Source organism: Rhodococcus sp. NJ-530, assembly GCF_003860625.1.
Classification (GTDB): Bacteria; Actinomycetota; Actinomycetes; order Mycobacteriales; family Mycobacteriaceae; genus Rhodococcus_F; species Rhodococcus_F qingshengii.
In genome coordinates this window covers 5,446,223-5,460,431 of the sequence record NZ_CP034152.1, presented here as the reverse complement: position 1 = coordinate 5,460,431, position 14,209 = coordinate 5,446,223, and the positions used below count along the sequence as shown (strand labels likewise).

Here is a 14,209-nt window from a genome sequence, read left to right as displayed (position 1 = left end):
GGTCACGACTCGCACACCACGTCTTCGGCCGGCAGTGAGCCGTCGAGCAGGTACGAGTTGACGGCGGCGTTCGCGCAAGTATTCGCGTAGCCCGGGAACACCGCATGAGTGCGGCCTGGAACTGTCACGAGCCGTGAGCCTTTCATCGCTTCATGCATGCCGAGGCCTTCGTCGTACGTCGTGCGGGTGTCACCGGTTGCCTGGATCTGCAATGCCGGAACGTTGTTGTCGATGTCGATCCGCGTAGGGGCCTCACTGCGCCAGAACGCGCACGGCATGATCGTGTTGTGTGTGCCGGCAAAGATCGGCTGATCATCACGGTGCTCCTCCAACTTGTTGCGGTACCACTGGGGATCGCTCGGCATCGACACATCTCCGCAGACGATGGCGATTGTCCCGGCATAGTCAGGACCGGTTCCCAGTTCGGTCTGGAACCATGCCTGCATCAATCCCGTCAGCTGGGGATGGATGTTCTCGACGGTCTTGCCTGCGGCGAGATCGCGCAACTGAACCAATACCTGTGCGAATGCCTCGCTTTCCTTTTCGGTGTCGCCGGTTCCGTTGACGTACATCAGGAATGGAAGGACGTGATCGTCGACGGCATGGTCACCGATCTGTATCGGAGTGGTGGCCGCGTCCGAGATCAGCTTCTCGATGAGGGCGCGAACTTCGGCGGGCGTCGATCCGAGTGCATAGGTGGAGTTGTGTTCTGCTGCCCACTGCGAGAATCCGTCGATCGCTTTCTCGTTGGCCGGGCCCATGTCCTGGAACATCTCGTATCCGTATTTCTTCGGATCCGGTGCACTGTCGAGAACCACACGGTCGATCCTGTCCGGGAACATTTGAGCATAGGTTGCACCGAGGTATGTACCGTACGACCACCCGAAGTACGACGCCTTCTCCTGGTCGAGGGCGCCACGAATCACGTCGAGGTCTCGGGCGATGTTTTGAGTATTGATGTGCGGCAGATAGTCCGGGTACTTGTCCCAGCATGTGTCAGCGGCCTCGCGTGCGAGCGCAACACTCTCGTTCCATCCCTCGTCCGTGGTGCCCGGCGACCGCATCCATGTCATCTGTTCGACGCCGCAGTCGATCGGTGTGCTCTTGCCGAGTCCTCGGGTGTCCATGCCGATGACGTCGTATGCCGCTGCGACTTCCGGTGTCATGCCCGCATTCAGAATCTCGGGCAATCCCAGTCCTCGGCCACCCGGGCCACCAGGGTTGGTGAGCAGGATCCCTCGTCGCTGTGCGGGGTCGGTGGATGCGACCCGCGAGATCGCCACTTCGATCGTTTTGCCGTCAGGGACGGAATAGTCCAAAGGTACTGTGACCATGGCGCATTCACTTGCGGTCGACGTTCCGGTGTCTGTGGCGCATGGCCCCCACTCGAGATCCTGTTCGTAGAACGCGCTGAGATTCGATTGTGGATCTTCCTGCGGAGTAGCAGGATCCGAGCACGCCGCCAATGCAGGTACGGCGAGCGCAGCAGCGGCGATTGTGGTAGCCAGCCACCTTCGTGATCGAGGCATGCGTGATCTGGGCATGGTGAATCCAGTCATTGTCGTGTCCTTGCGTTGAGCCCATTTTCGGGCAGTGTTGGTCACCCCACTTCGAATGTGGGGGTTGATCAGGGTTTTTCAGAGGCGGGATTGACGGGCGGCGAACTCCGCGGCCACAGCCTTCGCGAATCTTTCCTGGGTGACGGTTCGTCGATCCGCTTGGTGTTCGCGCAGTACCGCTACCAGCCGGGTGGGGGAAGCGTCCTCCGGTGCAGCCTGTTCGGGTAGCACGCTCTCGGTGAAGTCGCAGAACTGAATGGCAAGGGCCGCAATCGTGTCCGCGTCAGCCGGTGCGTCGGCGAGGGCATACATGCGAGTTATCAATTCGATGGCCTGCTCGCGGTTCGGCTCGGCCAATACCCGGCGATGGGCGGACAGGAGTGAATCGCAGACCTCGGGATCGCCCCCGGAGACCGTGAGTGCGAGGATCAGAAGTTCACGCTCGTTGTCGATCCACGCTGTCGGCGCACCGGCAACGACGTACTGTGCGAGCACTTCCGAAAACGCGTCGGGTAGTTCAGGATCGGCATTGCGGCGTAGCGACTCGATGTGCGCACGCTGAACAGCGATCTGTTCGGCCTTCGTCGCCAATTCCTTGTCGAGGGCATCGAGTGCGGTCCGAGTGTCGTGAGCGTCGCCGTCGAGTAGTTCGGCGATCTTGGCAACAGGAATCCCCAGATCTCGCAGGCGGCGGATGCGACTCAGTCGTGCCAGGTCCACCGCCCGGTACGTGCGGTAGCCGTTGGGTTGGCGTTGTGGTTCTTCGAGAAGGCCGTTCGAGTGGTAGTAGCGCACGGACCTGACGGTGGTGCCGGCCAATTTGGCCAGCTCGCCGATGGTCATCATCGCCCTGCCCTCCCGTGATCGAATCGGATTCCGTCTGTGAAAACCATTCTCCAACCTTGACGCGGCGTCAGGGTCAAGATTCGCGCCGGAGAACGTGACCGTTGACACTTTAAGGAGGCGGACTTAATCTGACTTTTGTCCTTTACGACATCGTCGATTTCGAGGAAGTGCCCTGATGGCTACCCTTTTTCCTGCGGCAACAATCTTTCCGATCCCCACCGACCCGCTTGCTGCGTACGGTCCACTCGTTGCTCGCCGGAATCCCGAGTCGGTAGTTCCGGCACCGTACGAACACTTTGCGGTCAAGGCGGTCGCGCCGACGATCGGAGCGGAAATCTCCGGTATTCGACTCGGCGGGGGCCTGTCTGATGCCGTGATTGCGGAACTCCGCCGAGCTCTCCTCGAATGGAAAGTCCTCTTCTTCCGCGATCAGGACCTCGACCGAGCGGAACATCGAGCTTTTGCCAAGCGTTGGGGCGATCTCGAACAGCATCCGTTCTTCAAGTACACGCAGCCCGGGCAGACGGACGTCGATGTCACGACACTGGCGAAGGATGCGATGGTCGGCGGAGTCGAGAACAACTGGCACAACGACGTTACGTGGCACGAGTTTCCTTCGTTCGCAGCAGTTCTTCGTGCGGTCGAGGTGCCGGAGGTGGGTGGTGACACTTTGTGGGCCGATACTGCAGCTGCCTACGATCTGCTTCCTGAAGACATCAAGAAGCGTATCGACCCGCTTGTTGCAGAACACGATTGGATCAACTCGTTCGGCAGGTCGATGCCGGTGGATGTGGTCGAGATGTTGCGTCCGAAGTTCCCCGCTGTGCAGCATCCGGTGGTTCGGATCATTCCGGAAAGTGGCAGGCGGGTGTTGTTCGTCAACATGACCTTCACGCAACGGATCTTGGGTGTGTCAGAAGAAGAATCGAACGAACTTCTCACGATGCTGTATCGCCACGTCAATCGTCCGGAATTTCAGGTCCGTTTGAAGTGGGAGCCGAATACTGTTGCCTTCTGGGACAATCGGACCTGCCAGCACTACGCGGCCAGTGACTACTTCCCGGCTCGTCGTGTGATGGATCGAATCTCGATTGTCGGGGATCGACCGGTGGGCGTCGGGGGCTGATACGACGCTCAGCGCCTCGAGTGTCTACTACGGGAAGTAGTAACGCACCTCACATAGTTTTTCGACGCCTTGTCGATATGATTTCGACAAGGCGTCGATAAAAGTCGGCGTGACTCGTATCGACGACTTTGGAGCTTCCCGAATGTTCCTCGCCCTGCGTGAACTGTGGTTTGCGCGAAATCGATTCCTCTTGATGGGTGCCGTGGTTGCCCTCATCTCGATCCTGATGGTGATTCTGTCCGGCCTCTCGTCCGGACTGGTAAATGACGGTGTCTCCGCTTTGCAGCGGACGCCGATTCAGGCGTTTGCCTTCGCACCGGACACCAAAGCCGACTCAGCGTTTTCGCGCTCGGTCGTCACCGAGGAGCAGGCGCAGGCATGGCGTATGCAACCCGATGTCCAAGACGCCGAGCTCTTCGGCAACATGATCGTCAATGCAAAAACTCGCAGTGGCACGCCTGTCGATCTCACGCTCTTCGGCATCGAACCTGGCTCCTTCCTCGAGCCCGTCTCCGCCGACGGGAGGGGGCTGCATGCCGACACGGACATCATCGTCAGCTCTACCTTCCGTGACGACGGTGTTGCGATCGGTGACACCGTGATACTCGATCGACTCGGTACGGAGCTGACAGTTGTCGGATTCACCGAAGACAAGCGCACTTTCGGTCACGTCGACGTCGCCTACCTGCCCCTGCGTACTTGGCAGGAGGTTCACGCCGGTGCCAAGATCGGCGAAACCGCCAATGCCAGTGCCTATTCCGAAGCAAGTGTCGTTGCGATTCGGGGCATTGGTGGCGCGTTACCGGATCTCGTGTCGGGCGATGCGGCGGCGGGAACGTCCGCAAAGACGCTCGAGGAATCTTTCGACTCCTCACCAGGGTTCTCCGCGGAAATGATGACTATGTCGATGATCAAGGCGTTTCTGTACGCGATTTCGGCCCTGGTGGTCGGTGCATTCTTCAGTATCTGGACGGTTCAGCGCGGTCGTGAACTCGCAGTGTTGCGCGCGATGGGAGCCTCTACCGGCTTCCTGCTTCGTGACGGCATGGCGCAGGCACTGGTAGTGCTGCTTGGTTCCATCGGCCTCGGTGTGTTGCTGGGCTTGGGGCTCGGTTCGGGGCTCGAAGGCGGGGGGATGCCGTTCGCCCTCGAGTCCGGCCCAGTCGTCAACGGCGCAGTGCTCTTGGCGGTACTCGGGCTGGTCGGCGCAGCCGTTGCCATCGTCCGTGTTACCCGTGTCAACCCGCTCACCGCATTGGGAGAAAACCGATGACCACAGTCGAAAAGACCACAACCGGATTGGTATTGACCGCTGTCAGTCTTCGATTCGGTGACGGTGACTCCACCGTGCTCGCCCTCGACAACGTGAACCTCGAGGTCTCGTGCGGCGAACTTGTCGCGATCGTCGGACCGTCAGGCGCTGGAAAGTCGAGCTTGCTCGCTGTGGCCGGCGGACTCGGTCGGCCGTCGAGTGGAACGATTGTCATCGACGGCGTGGACGTGTCGGCGATGCCGGCCCGTGCTCTCGCCAAACTTCGACGAGACAAGGTCGGCTTCGTCTTTCAGTCCGGCAACCTGATTCCAGCGCTGACGGCGCGCGATCAGCTTCGGCTGATTCCCAAGCTCACGGGGCGGCCGGGTCGCGATCCCGAGGAGTTGCTCGACTCGGTCGGTATGAGTCACCGTGCAGATCGTCGACCCGGTCAACTCTCCGGCGGTGAACGCCAGCGCGTCGGTATCGCTCGGGCATTGATGAGCAATCCCTCGCTACTGCTCGTCGACGAGCCGACGGCTGCTCTCGACCGCAAACGCAGCCATGAGGTGGTCGAACTGCTCTCGCGCGAAACTCACGAGGCAGGCGTCGCTACGATCATGGTGACCCACGATCACGACGTGCTCGGGCACTGCGACCGCATCCTCGAAATGGTTGACGGTCGGTTGCGTCAGAGCGAGTAAGCCCGCGAGGGGACTGGAGGAGATTCGGTGCCGAGGATCGATGCGCCCACTGTGGTCGAGCATCGTGCTGCTCAGCGCCGTGCCCTCCTCGACGCTGCACACGCTCTTCTGTCCGAGGCCCCGGATCGGCCACCGGGGCTCGGTGAGGTGGCAGCGAAGGCCGGGCTCGCCAGGTCGAGTGCCTACCACTACTTCCGGTCCCGGGAAGATCTCCTCAGCGCCGTCGTCGAAGACATGTTCCCGCGCTGGAACGACAAGATCGTCGAGTCGATGGCAGGCGCCGACGATCCGGTATGGGCGTACGTCGAAGCAAACCTCCAATTGGTTGCCGACGGGGAGCATGCGATAGTCGGAGCGTTGGCGACACTGACCCCGCAAACGTTTCGAGATTCGCGGATCATGGAAATGCACGACAGTCTTGTGCTTCCGCTGGTCGAGGCCCTCCGCCTCCGTGGCGTGTCGGACCCGAAGCTCACCGCCAAGTTGATCAACTCGCTGGTGCATACGGGTACCGAATTGATCGAATCCGGTTGCAGCATGGAGGAAGTCAGGTCCGCCGTGCGTGAGGTCCTCGCGTGACGGGCACCCTCAGGCCGTAATCAGATCCATCCGAAGGTACTCGGTGATGCGGAGCAGCCTCGGGGGTTGGGACACGTCTGAGGAAAGTGCTTGAAATGCTTCGTCTTTCGCGACGAGGCGTGGGGTGCCGAGGCTCACCTCCGTCTCGTCGACCGACAGTCGAGCGCTTCCCGCTCTCAAGACGTTCTGCACCCAGTCCGAGCCCGATCCGTACACCAGAATGAAGACGTAGCCACCCTCGACCGGATAGGCGTCGAGGGGCGTCCGGTAGGTCGTGCCGGATGTGCGTCCGACGTGAGTCAGTACCGGCCATTTACCGCTCGAAATTGCACGCGGGTTGAACACTCGTTTGTTGACATGTCCCCACCATCTCGGCATCGGCATTGTGATCTCCTCTCTCGATCGCCTTACGAGCGTAAGGCGGGCTTACACCTGTAAGGGTGACTTACGTATGTAAGGTTGTCAACGTATTCGTTCCGCCGAGGGGAGTCTGTGTGTCACGGCAACCGCGACAGTCGCTGAACAGGACTCGCGTAATCGAGGGTGCGATCCGCGTTGCCGACGCGGGTGGTGTCGAAGCCGTCACGATGCGACGGGTGGCCCAGGAGCTGGGCATCGAGGCGATGTCGCTCTACCACCACGTGCCCAACAAAGATGCGATTCTCGACGGCCTCGTCGATGCGGTCTTCGAGGCGATCGACCTGCCCGACAGTGAGTGTGCGGATTGGCGAGATGCAATCCGTGGACGCGCCTTTTCCGCTCGCACAGTCCTGTCGCAGCACCGTTGGGCTCTCGGTCTGCTGGATTCGCGACGCAGCCCTGGCTCGGCGACCCTGCGTCATCTCGACGCTGTGCTCGGAGTGCTCCGGAAGGCCGGGTTCACACTCCCGATGGCCGCCCACGGAGCCTCGCTGATCGACAGCTACATCGGCGGATATGTTCTCCAGGAGGCGAATCTGCCGATCAGCGGGCCCGTCGACGTCGAAGAAGTTGCGAGTGACATCCTCGAGCGCCTTCCGGCTGAAGAGTTGCCCTTCCTTCACGAGATGATCGTCGATCACGGTCTGAGTCCGGCTTACGACCACACGAGTGAGTTCGCCTACGGTCTCGATCTCATCCTCGATGCGCTCGAGGCGCGTCGCGCATCGGCGGCACCGGTCCTCGAATAGCGACGATTCGTGTCCAGTTGCCCACCCTTACTGAGGTGACGCAAGGTTGTGTGCACGCGGGTGAGCTGCAGTGTCCCTATTGACAGGTGGCTGTATATACAGGACTATACATTCATCAAAAGTGACCCAAGGCACATTGCGTAGATGATGTGATGCACGCCCGCGGTGGCCGAGTCCTTCGATCGATGGAGTTCTGATGACTGAACGTCTTCCTGGAGAAGACCGGACGGAAGACGACAATGTCCTGCTCGACGGGAAAGGGTTGTCGGTTCACCGGGTGAACGAAATCGCGCGAGAGCCGGCCGTGATTCGACCTGCCGACGCGGCTCTCGAGCTCACACGGCGGTCATGGGAGACCGCGGTTAGGGTTTCCTCCCGTCAAGCGGTGTACGGGCGCACTACCGGGGTAGGCGGGAATCGCGAAACATCCGTCTCCGACGGTGTGCAGCAGGATCTGAGGCTTCTGAGAAGTCACGCAACGGGATCGGGCCCCAGGCTCCCTGACCGGTTGGTGCGCGCCGCGATCGTCATCCGCACCAACCAGATCCTCAACGGCGGCTCAGGTATGCATCCCGACATCATCGACGGTCTGGTTGCTGCTGTTGCTTCACAGAACCTGCCGACAGTGCACGCACGCGGTGCGATCGGAACGGGCGACCTGAGTGCGTTCTCCGAAATCGCCATGGGGCTGATCGGCGAGAGCCCGCTTCGCGACGGACGCACCGGAATCGGTTGGACTCCGCACCACGGTGATGCACTTCCGTTCATTTCCACCAATGCGATGACGGTGGCGATCGCCGGCGACACCAGTATCGAAGTCGCGGGGTGGCTTCAGCACTGCTTGGTTGTCAGTGTTCTTTCCGTGCTTGCGTCGCGTAGTTCTGTCGAACCGTTTGCTGCACAAGTACAGTCGGCAAGAATGCACTTCGGTCAAGCGGAAGTCGCAGAGCGGGTTCGCGATCTGCTGGCACCACACGACATCACACCCGTGAGAGTTCAGGACTCGTTCGGGTTTCGCGCCCTACCGCAAATCTTGGGTGCCACCTGGCAAGCGGTGCATCGACTGCAGAACACGCTGAGTATCGAGATGAATTCGTCTTCGGAGAATCCGCTGGTGTCGGTCGAAGACGACATGGTGTTCCACAACGGAAATTTCCACGCAATGCCAATAGCCCTTGCAGTCGACGAGGCGAAGTTGGCGGTCGCCAGTGCTGCCCTGCTCTCGCAATGTCGGCTCGCCAACCTCTCCGACCCCGCAGTCACCGGCCTTCGTGCGTTCCTTGCAGACGGTCCCGACGGCAGCAGCGGAACCATGCTTCTCGAATACACGACTTCTGCTGCCATTGCCGAGATCCGCTCGTCGGCGGCACCGGGGTCGTTGGGCCACACGGTAATTTCGCGCGGCACCGAGGATCACGCAAGTTTCGCATCCCAAGCTGCAACTCAATTGGCGGACATTCTTGCCCAATCTCGATTGGTGCTGGCGTGTGAACTGATCTCGGCAGTTCGCGCACTCTCGCAACAACAGCGTGAGCTGGATCCGGCGACCGAGCTCGGCGCGTACCTCGCGCGTGCGCGTTTGGTGCTGGACACGAGGACCGAAGACCGGCCACTCAGTGCAGATCTGAGTGCCGCCGTGAACTTTCTTTCTCAACCGCTCGACCAGTAAGCAGGTGGACCGAATCACAAGTAGGTGTGTGCTCGAACGGAACTCGACCATTTCTCCTGGGTGCGTCCGGACTCAGGTCGACACGAAAGTAGTTCGTAGATGATCAAATTCGACAAGGTCACCAAGGCGTATCCAGACGGAACCATTGCCGTCGATGCTCTCGATCTGGAGTGCCCGACGGGAAAGATCACCGCGTTGGTGGGTCCTTCCGGCTGCGGCAAGACGACCTCACTCCGCATGATCAACAGGCTGATCGAACCGACGTCAGGCACGATTTCGCTCGACGGCGAGTCCACGGCGGGAATGGATCCGGCCCTTCTGCGTCGACGCATCGGGTACGTGATCCAGCACGCGGGTCTCTTTCCCCATCGCACCATCGTCGACAACATAGCGACCATGCCTCGATTGCTCGGTGCGAGTAAAAAGGAATCTCGCACTCGCGCTATGGAATTGCTCGAAACGGTTGGTCTGACGACCAACTTCGCCGACCGCTATCCGTGGCAGCTCTCCGGAGGGCAGCAGCAACGAGTCGGTGTTGCGCGAGCATTGGCTGCGGATCCGTCATTCATGCTGATGGACGAACCGTTCAGCGCCGTTGATCCGGTTGTTCGCGGCCAGCTGCAAGACGAGTTTCTCCGTCTGCAGAAGGAAATCGGAAAAACGATCATCATCGTCACCCACGACATCGACGAAGCGCTGAAACTCGGGGATCAAGTGGTGGTTCTGCGTACCGGCGGCATTCTTGCGCAGGCGGCGACGCCCCTCGAATTGCTGACTCAACCTGCCGACGAATTTGTTGCCGACTTCGTCGGACGTGACCGTGGGTACCGATCGTTGGGGTTCACGACATTGGACGGCGACCTACCGACGGTGTCAGAACCCGTTGCGCATCTGGGCGATTCCGCTGCGGCGGCCCGCGCACTCACCGGCGATACGTGGCTGTTGGTAGTGGATCCCGCGAACAAGCCGCTCGGATGGGTGAGGCCGGACGCGCTCACGGATTGTATCCGCCCGGATGACTTGAATCTCAGTGGAACACTTGCTGATTCCACCGGGACGATGCGCGCTCTGCTGGATGCGGCGCTGTCAGCGCCGAGCAAGCGGGGCGTTGTCGTGGACGACGCCGGACGCCTGGTGGGAACCGTCACTGCGCATGCTGCAGTGGAAGCCATCGAGGCTGCCGATCTGGCTGACGCGGGGAGGGCGCTCCGATGAACTTCGAATGGCTCGGACGTCAGTCCGACCGGATCATGGACTTGGTGGGATGGCATGTTCTGCTGTCGTTGATTCCCTTGGTGATCGGCTTGGTGGTCGCGTTGCCGATCGGCTGGGTCGCCTATCGCAGTCGTCGGTTGCATCCCTACGTGGTGGGGACGGCCGGATTGCTCTACACGATCCCTTCGCTCGCGCTCTTCGTGCTCCTGCCTCCAATTCTGGGTACCAAGATTCTGGATCCGATGAACATCATCGTGGCGCTCACCGTGTACACCGTTGCTCTGCTCGTGCGGGTAGTGGCCGACGCGCTCGATTCGGTTCCGCCGGAGACGGTTCTGGCAGCGACGGCGATGGGTTACCGGCCGTGTCAGACGCTGTTGAAAGTACAGTTGCCAGTAGGAGTTCCGGTGATCTGTGCAGGTTTGCGCGTCGCAGTCGTCTCGAACGTCAGTCTTGTCTCACTCGGCGCACTCCTGGGTATTCCGCAGATAGGTTCCTTGTTCACCCAGGGATTTCAGTTGCGTTTCTACACGCCCATCATCGCGGGTATCGCTCTGTGTCTGGTGCTGGCGTTGATCCTTGATCTCCTCATCATGTTGGCGAATCGGCTGTTGACGCCGTGGACCCCGAAAGTGACTACATCATGATCAGCTTCCTTCTCGACGGATCCCACTGGACCGGGCCGGACGGCATCCCCACCCTTCTCGTTCAGCATTTGATGTACACATTCGCCGCGCTGGCGGTGGCTGCGGTTATCGCGATCCCGCTCGGTCTCTACATCGGACATACGGGCCGAGGCTCCGTTGTTGTTGCTGGACTGGCCAACTCGCTACGAGCGCTGCCGACCATCGGTCTGCTGATCCTACTGGTTCTCATCATCGCGCCGTCATTCCCGAACAAACTCGCGTATCTGATCCCCAGCCTCATCGTCCTGGTGCTTCTCGCGATCCCTCCCATTCTCACCAACACGTACGCCGGAGTTCGAGCGGTCGATCAGGCTGCAGTCGACGCCGCGCGGGGGATGGGATTTCGGTCGATGCGGATCTTGACCGAGGTCGAGATTCCATGTGCCCTACCACTCATGTTGTCCGGCATCAGAAGTGCCGTGCTTCAGATCGTCTCCACTGCGACTGTCGCCGCTTACATTTCTTTGGGCGGACTCGGCCGGTTGTTGATCGACGGAAAAGCTCAGAGCGATTACGGCCAGATGGCGGCCGGAGCCGTACTGGTATCGCTGATTGCCCTGGTTTTCGATCTCGGAATCGGCGCACTGACTGCGCGGGTCGTTTCGCCTGGCCTGACCAGGCGCGATCGGAAGAAGAAGACCGAGAAGACCGCCGCCCCCTCACAGCGCACCGCTGTGCCTGAGCCCGCACCGATCTGAGGACGTTCGACATGAAGAAGGTATTGATCGCCGCGTTGGTCGGCGTGACAGCGGTTGCGTTGTCCAGCTGCGGAATCGGCAAGGACCCCTTGGCTACGGACGGCGGCGGTAGTGCTGAGGGCGCCATCGTGATCGGTTCCGCCGATTTTCCCGAGAGCCAACTGATTGCGACTATTTACGCCGAAGCGCTTCGCGCCAACGGTATCGACGTTACCGAGAAGTTGAACATCGGTAGCCGAGAACTCTATGTACCGGCATTGCGCGACGGTTCCATCGATCTGATCCCCGAGTATTCCGGCGCCTTGTTGCAATATCTGGACAGCAAGACAACGGCGACGGCTTCAGATGAAGTATCCGCTGAAATCGATGCGAAATTGCCCAAGGGCCTGGTGGCTCTCGAGCCCTCGCCCGCAGAGGACAAGGATGTGCTTGCCGTCAAACAGGAGACGGCGGAAAAGTATTCGCTGGAGACCGTCGAGGATCTGGTGCAGCATGCCGACGAGTTGACTCTCGGCGGACCGCCGGAATGGAAGACGCGTGAAAACGGCGTCGCCGGCTTGAAGACCAAATACGGCCTGACATTCCGGGAGTTCCTGGCTCTCGATGCAGGTGGACCGCTCACGCTCAATGCGCTTCTGAGCGGGCAGATACAGGTTGCCGATGTCTTCAGTACCGATCCTGCGATGCGCTCGGAGAACTTGGTTGCACTCGAGGATACGAAGCACCTCTTCCTCGCGGAGAACATCACGCCGATCATCAACGAGTTGAAGGCTCGCGATGACGTCCGATCCGTGCTCGCGGGGGTTTCGGCAGCGCTGACCACCGAAGATCTCATCGAGATGAACCAGCGCGTTGCCGATCTCGACGACATGAGTGACATCGCTCAGGACTGGTTGCAGGAGAACTCCCTGGTGCCATGATCGAAGGCCGGGGTGGCGTCCTTGTCGTCGGCCGAACAGACGATATCGATTCGACCCCGCTCGGGGTAGCGTCGCGAAGTCAGGCACGCCTCGACCTCGCGGCGAGCCGTTCCGACCAAGGATGCCGACATGCCGAGAAGCCGACCGCGCACACCCATTGGACGAGTTCGGAACGGCGCAGCCACTACAACCACGGTTGTAGTGGCCGGCGTGTGTCTGGCATCAGGCTGGAACGCCCATGCAGTTTCCGAGTTGCGCTGTAGTTCCGTTCACGACGCCTGGTGGCACCGGACGGGCAATTCTCACCAGCGAGGGCGTCACCGTCATCTAATCACCGCCGGGAACGCTGACTGACCGCGGCGTCGGTGACGGCTCACCGTGGCTCAAATCGAATCGGCCTACGGCAACGATCATTCGACACGGACGATTCAGACTGAGTCAGGCCAATCGATCTTCGTCACCACCGGTGATCCGGGGCAAGTCGGTAATGGCGACCCCGGAGGGTTGATCGGCTTTTCGATTCACGACGGTACGGTCGGGCCTCCTGTGATCGGTGGTGTCCCCGGCTTCGAGTACTGCTCGGGCAATTCGTCGACTTCGACTTCACGATTGCCGACGGCATCCACATCCGAGCGGTGCGGAACGATCACGTACCCCGAGACAGGCGTTGTCGCCGCCATCGGCAATCTGCAAGGCGGCATCACTTGTGAGGTGGCAAAGGACATAGTTTGGAGTGCTCGGACAGAACTCGTGGAATCAGTTTTCAGGCAGTCCCGTAGATCTGCTGGAGGCGCGCCGAGGCTAGCGCTGAACCGGCACGTGCTTCGTGACTATCCGGTGGATCAGACGAGCAGCCGTTCGGGCAGTGCGATTCTCGACGTCGAGGCTCGGGTTCAGTTCGGCGACATCGAGAACCGCGAGTTTTCCGCTGGACGTGACTCGGTCACATACGTATTGGATGGTTTCGAGGCTGACTCCGTAGGCCGCAGGTGCGCTGACGCCCGGCGCCACAGCTGCAGGCAGGACGTCGAGGTCGATGGTCAGGTAGACCAGATCGACGTCGTCGAGGAAGTCTGCGAGGAACTGATCCACGACGCCTCGGCCGATCGCTCCGCATTCTTCGTCGAGCAGATAGCGAACACCGAGGCGGTGAGCCGTGTCGAACAGTGCCGTGGTGTTGCTCGGTTGGCTGATTCCGATCACGCTGTACTGATGCGAGGTGCCTGCCGCGGCTTCGTCCTCGGCGATCTGACGAAAGGGTGTGCCGGAGCTGGGTATCGGATCGCCCCGCAGGTCGAAGTGCGCATCCAAGTTGAGGATTCCGAGTTTGGCTCCGGCGGTTCGCAACTCGGAGCCCGCGACGCCGAGGTATGTACCGTAGGCGATTTCGTGTCCTCCCCCGAGAACCACGGGGAAGTGTCCCGAATCAAGCGCAGCGCTGACGGCGTTCCCGAGTGCGGCCTGACCGGCCTCGAGTTCTTCACCCGACACGGCAACGGTTCCCGCGTCCTGAATCTGCAGTGGTTCGGCCAGCGCCATGGAAGCCAACCCGGCTCGCAAAGCGTCGGGGCCATCCGCGGCACCGCGGCGGCCCTTGTTGCGGCGGACTCCTTCGTCGCTGGAGAATCCGATCAGAACACAGTCGCCGGGAGCTGTTTCGGCTGAATACGGTTGCACGGCATGATGCCACCGCAGATGCTCGGCAGTGGTGCCGTCGGAGCGCCCGGTCCACGGCTTGGGTTCGATGTCGACTGCGATCTGATGTGCCACGACGGCCTCCCGGTGA

Annotated in this window: 15 protein-coding genes; 10 read left to right on the top strand and 5 right to left on the bottom strand. The window is 60.8% G+C overall.

Annotated features, from left to right (window positions below):
* Positions 1-2: 2 nt before the first annotated feature.
* Complete coding sequence (locus tag EHW12_RS25405) at positions 3-1,559, bottom strand: alpha/beta fold hydrolase (protein ID WP_065455879.1); 1,557 nt, start codon at positions 1,557-1,559, stop codon at positions 3-5.
* A 78-nt stretch (positions 1,560-1,637) separates the two neighbouring features.
* A complete protein-coding gene (locus EHW12_RS25400; RefSeq protein ID WP_125052026.1) occupies positions 1,638-2,405 on the bottom strand; it encodes a MerR family transcriptional regulator in 768 nt (255 codons plus the stop codon).
* A 175-nt stretch (positions 2,406-2,580) separates the two neighbouring features.
* Between EHW12_RS25400 and EHW12_RS25395 the strand changes: the two genes are divergently transcribed.
* From EHW12_RS25395 to EHW12_RS25380, 4 genes are all read left to right on the top strand, one after another.
* Entirely contained in the window at positions 2,581-3,531 is a 951-nt protein-coding gene (locus EHW12_RS25395) for a TauD/TfdA family dioxygenase (RefSeq protein WP_125052024.1), read from the top strand.
* A gap of 142 nt (positions 3,532-3,673) precedes the next feature.
* Positions 3,674-4,804 (top strand): ABC transporter permease, encoded by a 1,131-nt coding sequence (locus EHW12_RS25390; protein WP_050656859.1) that lies wholly within the window; start codon positions 3,674-3,676, stop codon positions 4,802-4,804.
* Positions 4,801-5,487 (top strand): ABC transporter ATP-binding protein, encoded by a 687-nt coding sequence (locus EHW12_RS25385; RefSeq protein WP_003939803.1) that lies wholly within the window; start codon positions 4,801-4,803, stop codon positions 5,485-5,487. Before EHW12_RS25390 ends, EHW12_RS25385 begins: the two co-directional genes overlap by 4 nt.
* Positions 5,488-5,514: 27 nt before the next feature.
* Positions 5,515-6,066, top strand: a complete 552-nt coding sequence (locus EHW12_RS25380) for a TetR/AcrR family transcriptional regulator (RefSeq protein WP_125052022.1) — start codon at positions 5,515-5,517, stop codon at positions 6,064-6,066.
* A gap of 9 nt (positions 6,067-6,075) precedes the next feature.
* On the opposite strand, the gene EHW12_RS25375 is transcribed toward EHW12_RS25380, so the two are convergent.
* Positions 6,076-6,450 carry a nitroreductase family deazaflavin-dependent oxidoreductase gene (locus tag EHW12_RS25375; RefSeq protein ID WP_058037648.1) on the bottom strand — a complete coding sequence of 125 codons (375 nt, stop codon included), beginning with the start codon at positions 6,448-6,450 and terminating at the stop codon, positions 6,076-6,078.
* Between the two features lie 110 nt (positions 6,451-6,560).
* On the opposite strand from EHW12_RS25375, the gene EHW12_RS25370 reads away from it, so the two are divergent.
* The 6 genes from EHW12_RS25370 to EHW12_RS25345 all read left to right on the top strand — a co-directional run bounded on the left by EHW12_RS25370 (position 6,561) and on the right by EHW12_RS25345 (position 12,423).
* The gene (locus EHW12_RS25370) at positions 6,561-7,235 is read left to right on the top strand and encodes a TetR/AcrR family transcriptional regulator (RefSeq protein WP_058037649.1); all 675 of its coding nucleotides are present in this window, start codon (positions 6,561-6,563) and stop codon (positions 7,233-7,235) included.
* 196 nt (positions 7,236-7,431) lie between these two features.
* A complete protein-coding gene (locus EHW12_RS25365; RefSeq protein ID WP_003940419.1) occupies positions 7,432-8,904 on the top strand; it encodes an aromatic amino acid ammonia-lyase in 1,473 nt (490 codons plus the stop codon).
* A gap of 99 nt (positions 8,905-9,003) precedes the next feature.
* Positions 9,004-10,119, top strand: coding sequence for an ATP-binding cassette domain-containing protein (locus EHW12_RS25360; RefSeq protein WP_003940114.1), 1,116 nt, complete (start codon positions 9,004-9,006; stop codon positions 10,117-10,119).
* Positions 10,116-10,766: an ABC transporter permease subunit gene (locus EHW12_RS25355; RefSeq protein ID WP_125052020.1), complete on the top strand. Its 651-nt coding sequence runs from the start codon at positions 10,116-10,118 to the stop codon at positions 10,764-10,766. The genes EHW12_RS25360 and EHW12_RS25355 overlap by 4 nt, the downstream gene beginning before the upstream one ends.
* A complete protein-coding gene (locus EHW12_RS25350; RefSeq protein ID WP_030536962.1) occupies positions 10,763-11,503 on the top strand; it encodes an ABC transporter permease subunit in 741 nt (246 codons plus the stop codon). Before EHW12_RS25355 ends, EHW12_RS25350 begins: the two co-directional genes overlap by 4 nt.
* A gap of 11 nt (positions 11,504-11,514) precedes the next feature.
* Positions 11,515-12,423, top strand: coding sequence for an ABC transporter substrate-binding protein (locus EHW12_RS25345; protein WP_030536963.1), 909 nt, complete (start codon positions 11,515-11,517; stop codon positions 12,421-12,423).
* 521 nt (positions 12,424-12,944) lie between these two features.
* Here the strand turns inward: EHW12_RS25345 and EHW12_RS34740 are convergent.
* Positions 12,945-13,103, bottom strand: a complete 159-nt coding sequence (locus EHW12_RS34740) for a hypothetical protein (RefSeq protein WP_164490598.1) — start codon at positions 13,101-13,103, stop codon at positions 12,945-12,947.
* A gap of 121 nt (positions 13,104-13,224) precedes the next feature.
* A complete protein-coding gene (gene hutG, locus EHW12_RS25340; protein WP_042448457.1) occupies positions 13,225-14,193 on the bottom strand; it encodes a formimidoylglutamase in 969 nt (322 codons plus the stop codon).
* Positions 14,194-14,209: the final 16 nt, after the last annotated feature.

Coding starts and splice junctions, on each gene's coding strand:
- EHW12_RS25360 (WP_003940114.1), top strand. CDS start 9,004: ATGATCAAATTCGACAAGGTCACCAAGGCGTATCCAGACGGAACCATT.
- EHW12_RS25395 (WP_125052024.1), top strand. CDS start 2,581: ATGGCTACCCTTTTTCCTGCGGCAACAATCTTTCCGATCCCCACCGAC.
- EHW12_RS25355 (WP_125052020.1), top strand. CDS start 10,116: ATGAACTTCGAATGGCTCGGACGTCAGTCCGACCGGATCATGGACTTG.
- EHW12_RS25375 (WP_058037648.1), bottom strand. CDS start 6,450: ATGCCGATGCCGAGATGGTGGGGACATGTCAACAAACGAGTGTTCAAC.
- EHW12_RS25350 (WP_030536962.1), top strand. CDS start 10,763: ATGATCAGCTTCCTTCTCGACGGATCCCACTGGACCGGGCCGGACGGC.
- EHW12_RS25345 (WP_030536963.1), top strand. CDS start 11,515: ATGAAGAAGGTATTGATCGCCGCGTTGGTCGGCGTGACAGCGGTTGCG.
- EHW12_RS25390 (WP_050656859.1), top strand. CDS start 3,674: ATGTTCCTCGCCCTGCGTGAACTGTGGTTTGCGCGAAATCGATTCCTC.
- EHW12_RS25400 (WP_125052026.1), bottom strand. CDS start 2,405: ATGATGACCATCGGCGAGCTGGCCAAATTGGCCGGCACCACCGTCAGG.
- EHW12_RS25385 (WP_003939803.1), top strand. CDS start 4,801: ATGACCACAGTCGAAAAGACCACAACCGGATTGGTATTGACCGCTGTC.
- EHW12_RS34740 (WP_164490598.1), bottom strand. CDS start 13,103: ATGGCGGCGACAACGCCTGTCTCGGGGTACGTGATCGTTCCGCACCGC.
- EHW12_RS25405 (WP_065455879.1), bottom strand. CDS start 1,559: ATGACTGGATTCACCATGCCCAGATCACGCATGCCTCGATCACGAAGG.
- EHW12_RS25365 (WP_003940419.1), top strand. CDS start 7,432: ATGACTGAACGTCTTCCTGGAGAAGACCGGACGGAAGACGACAATGTC.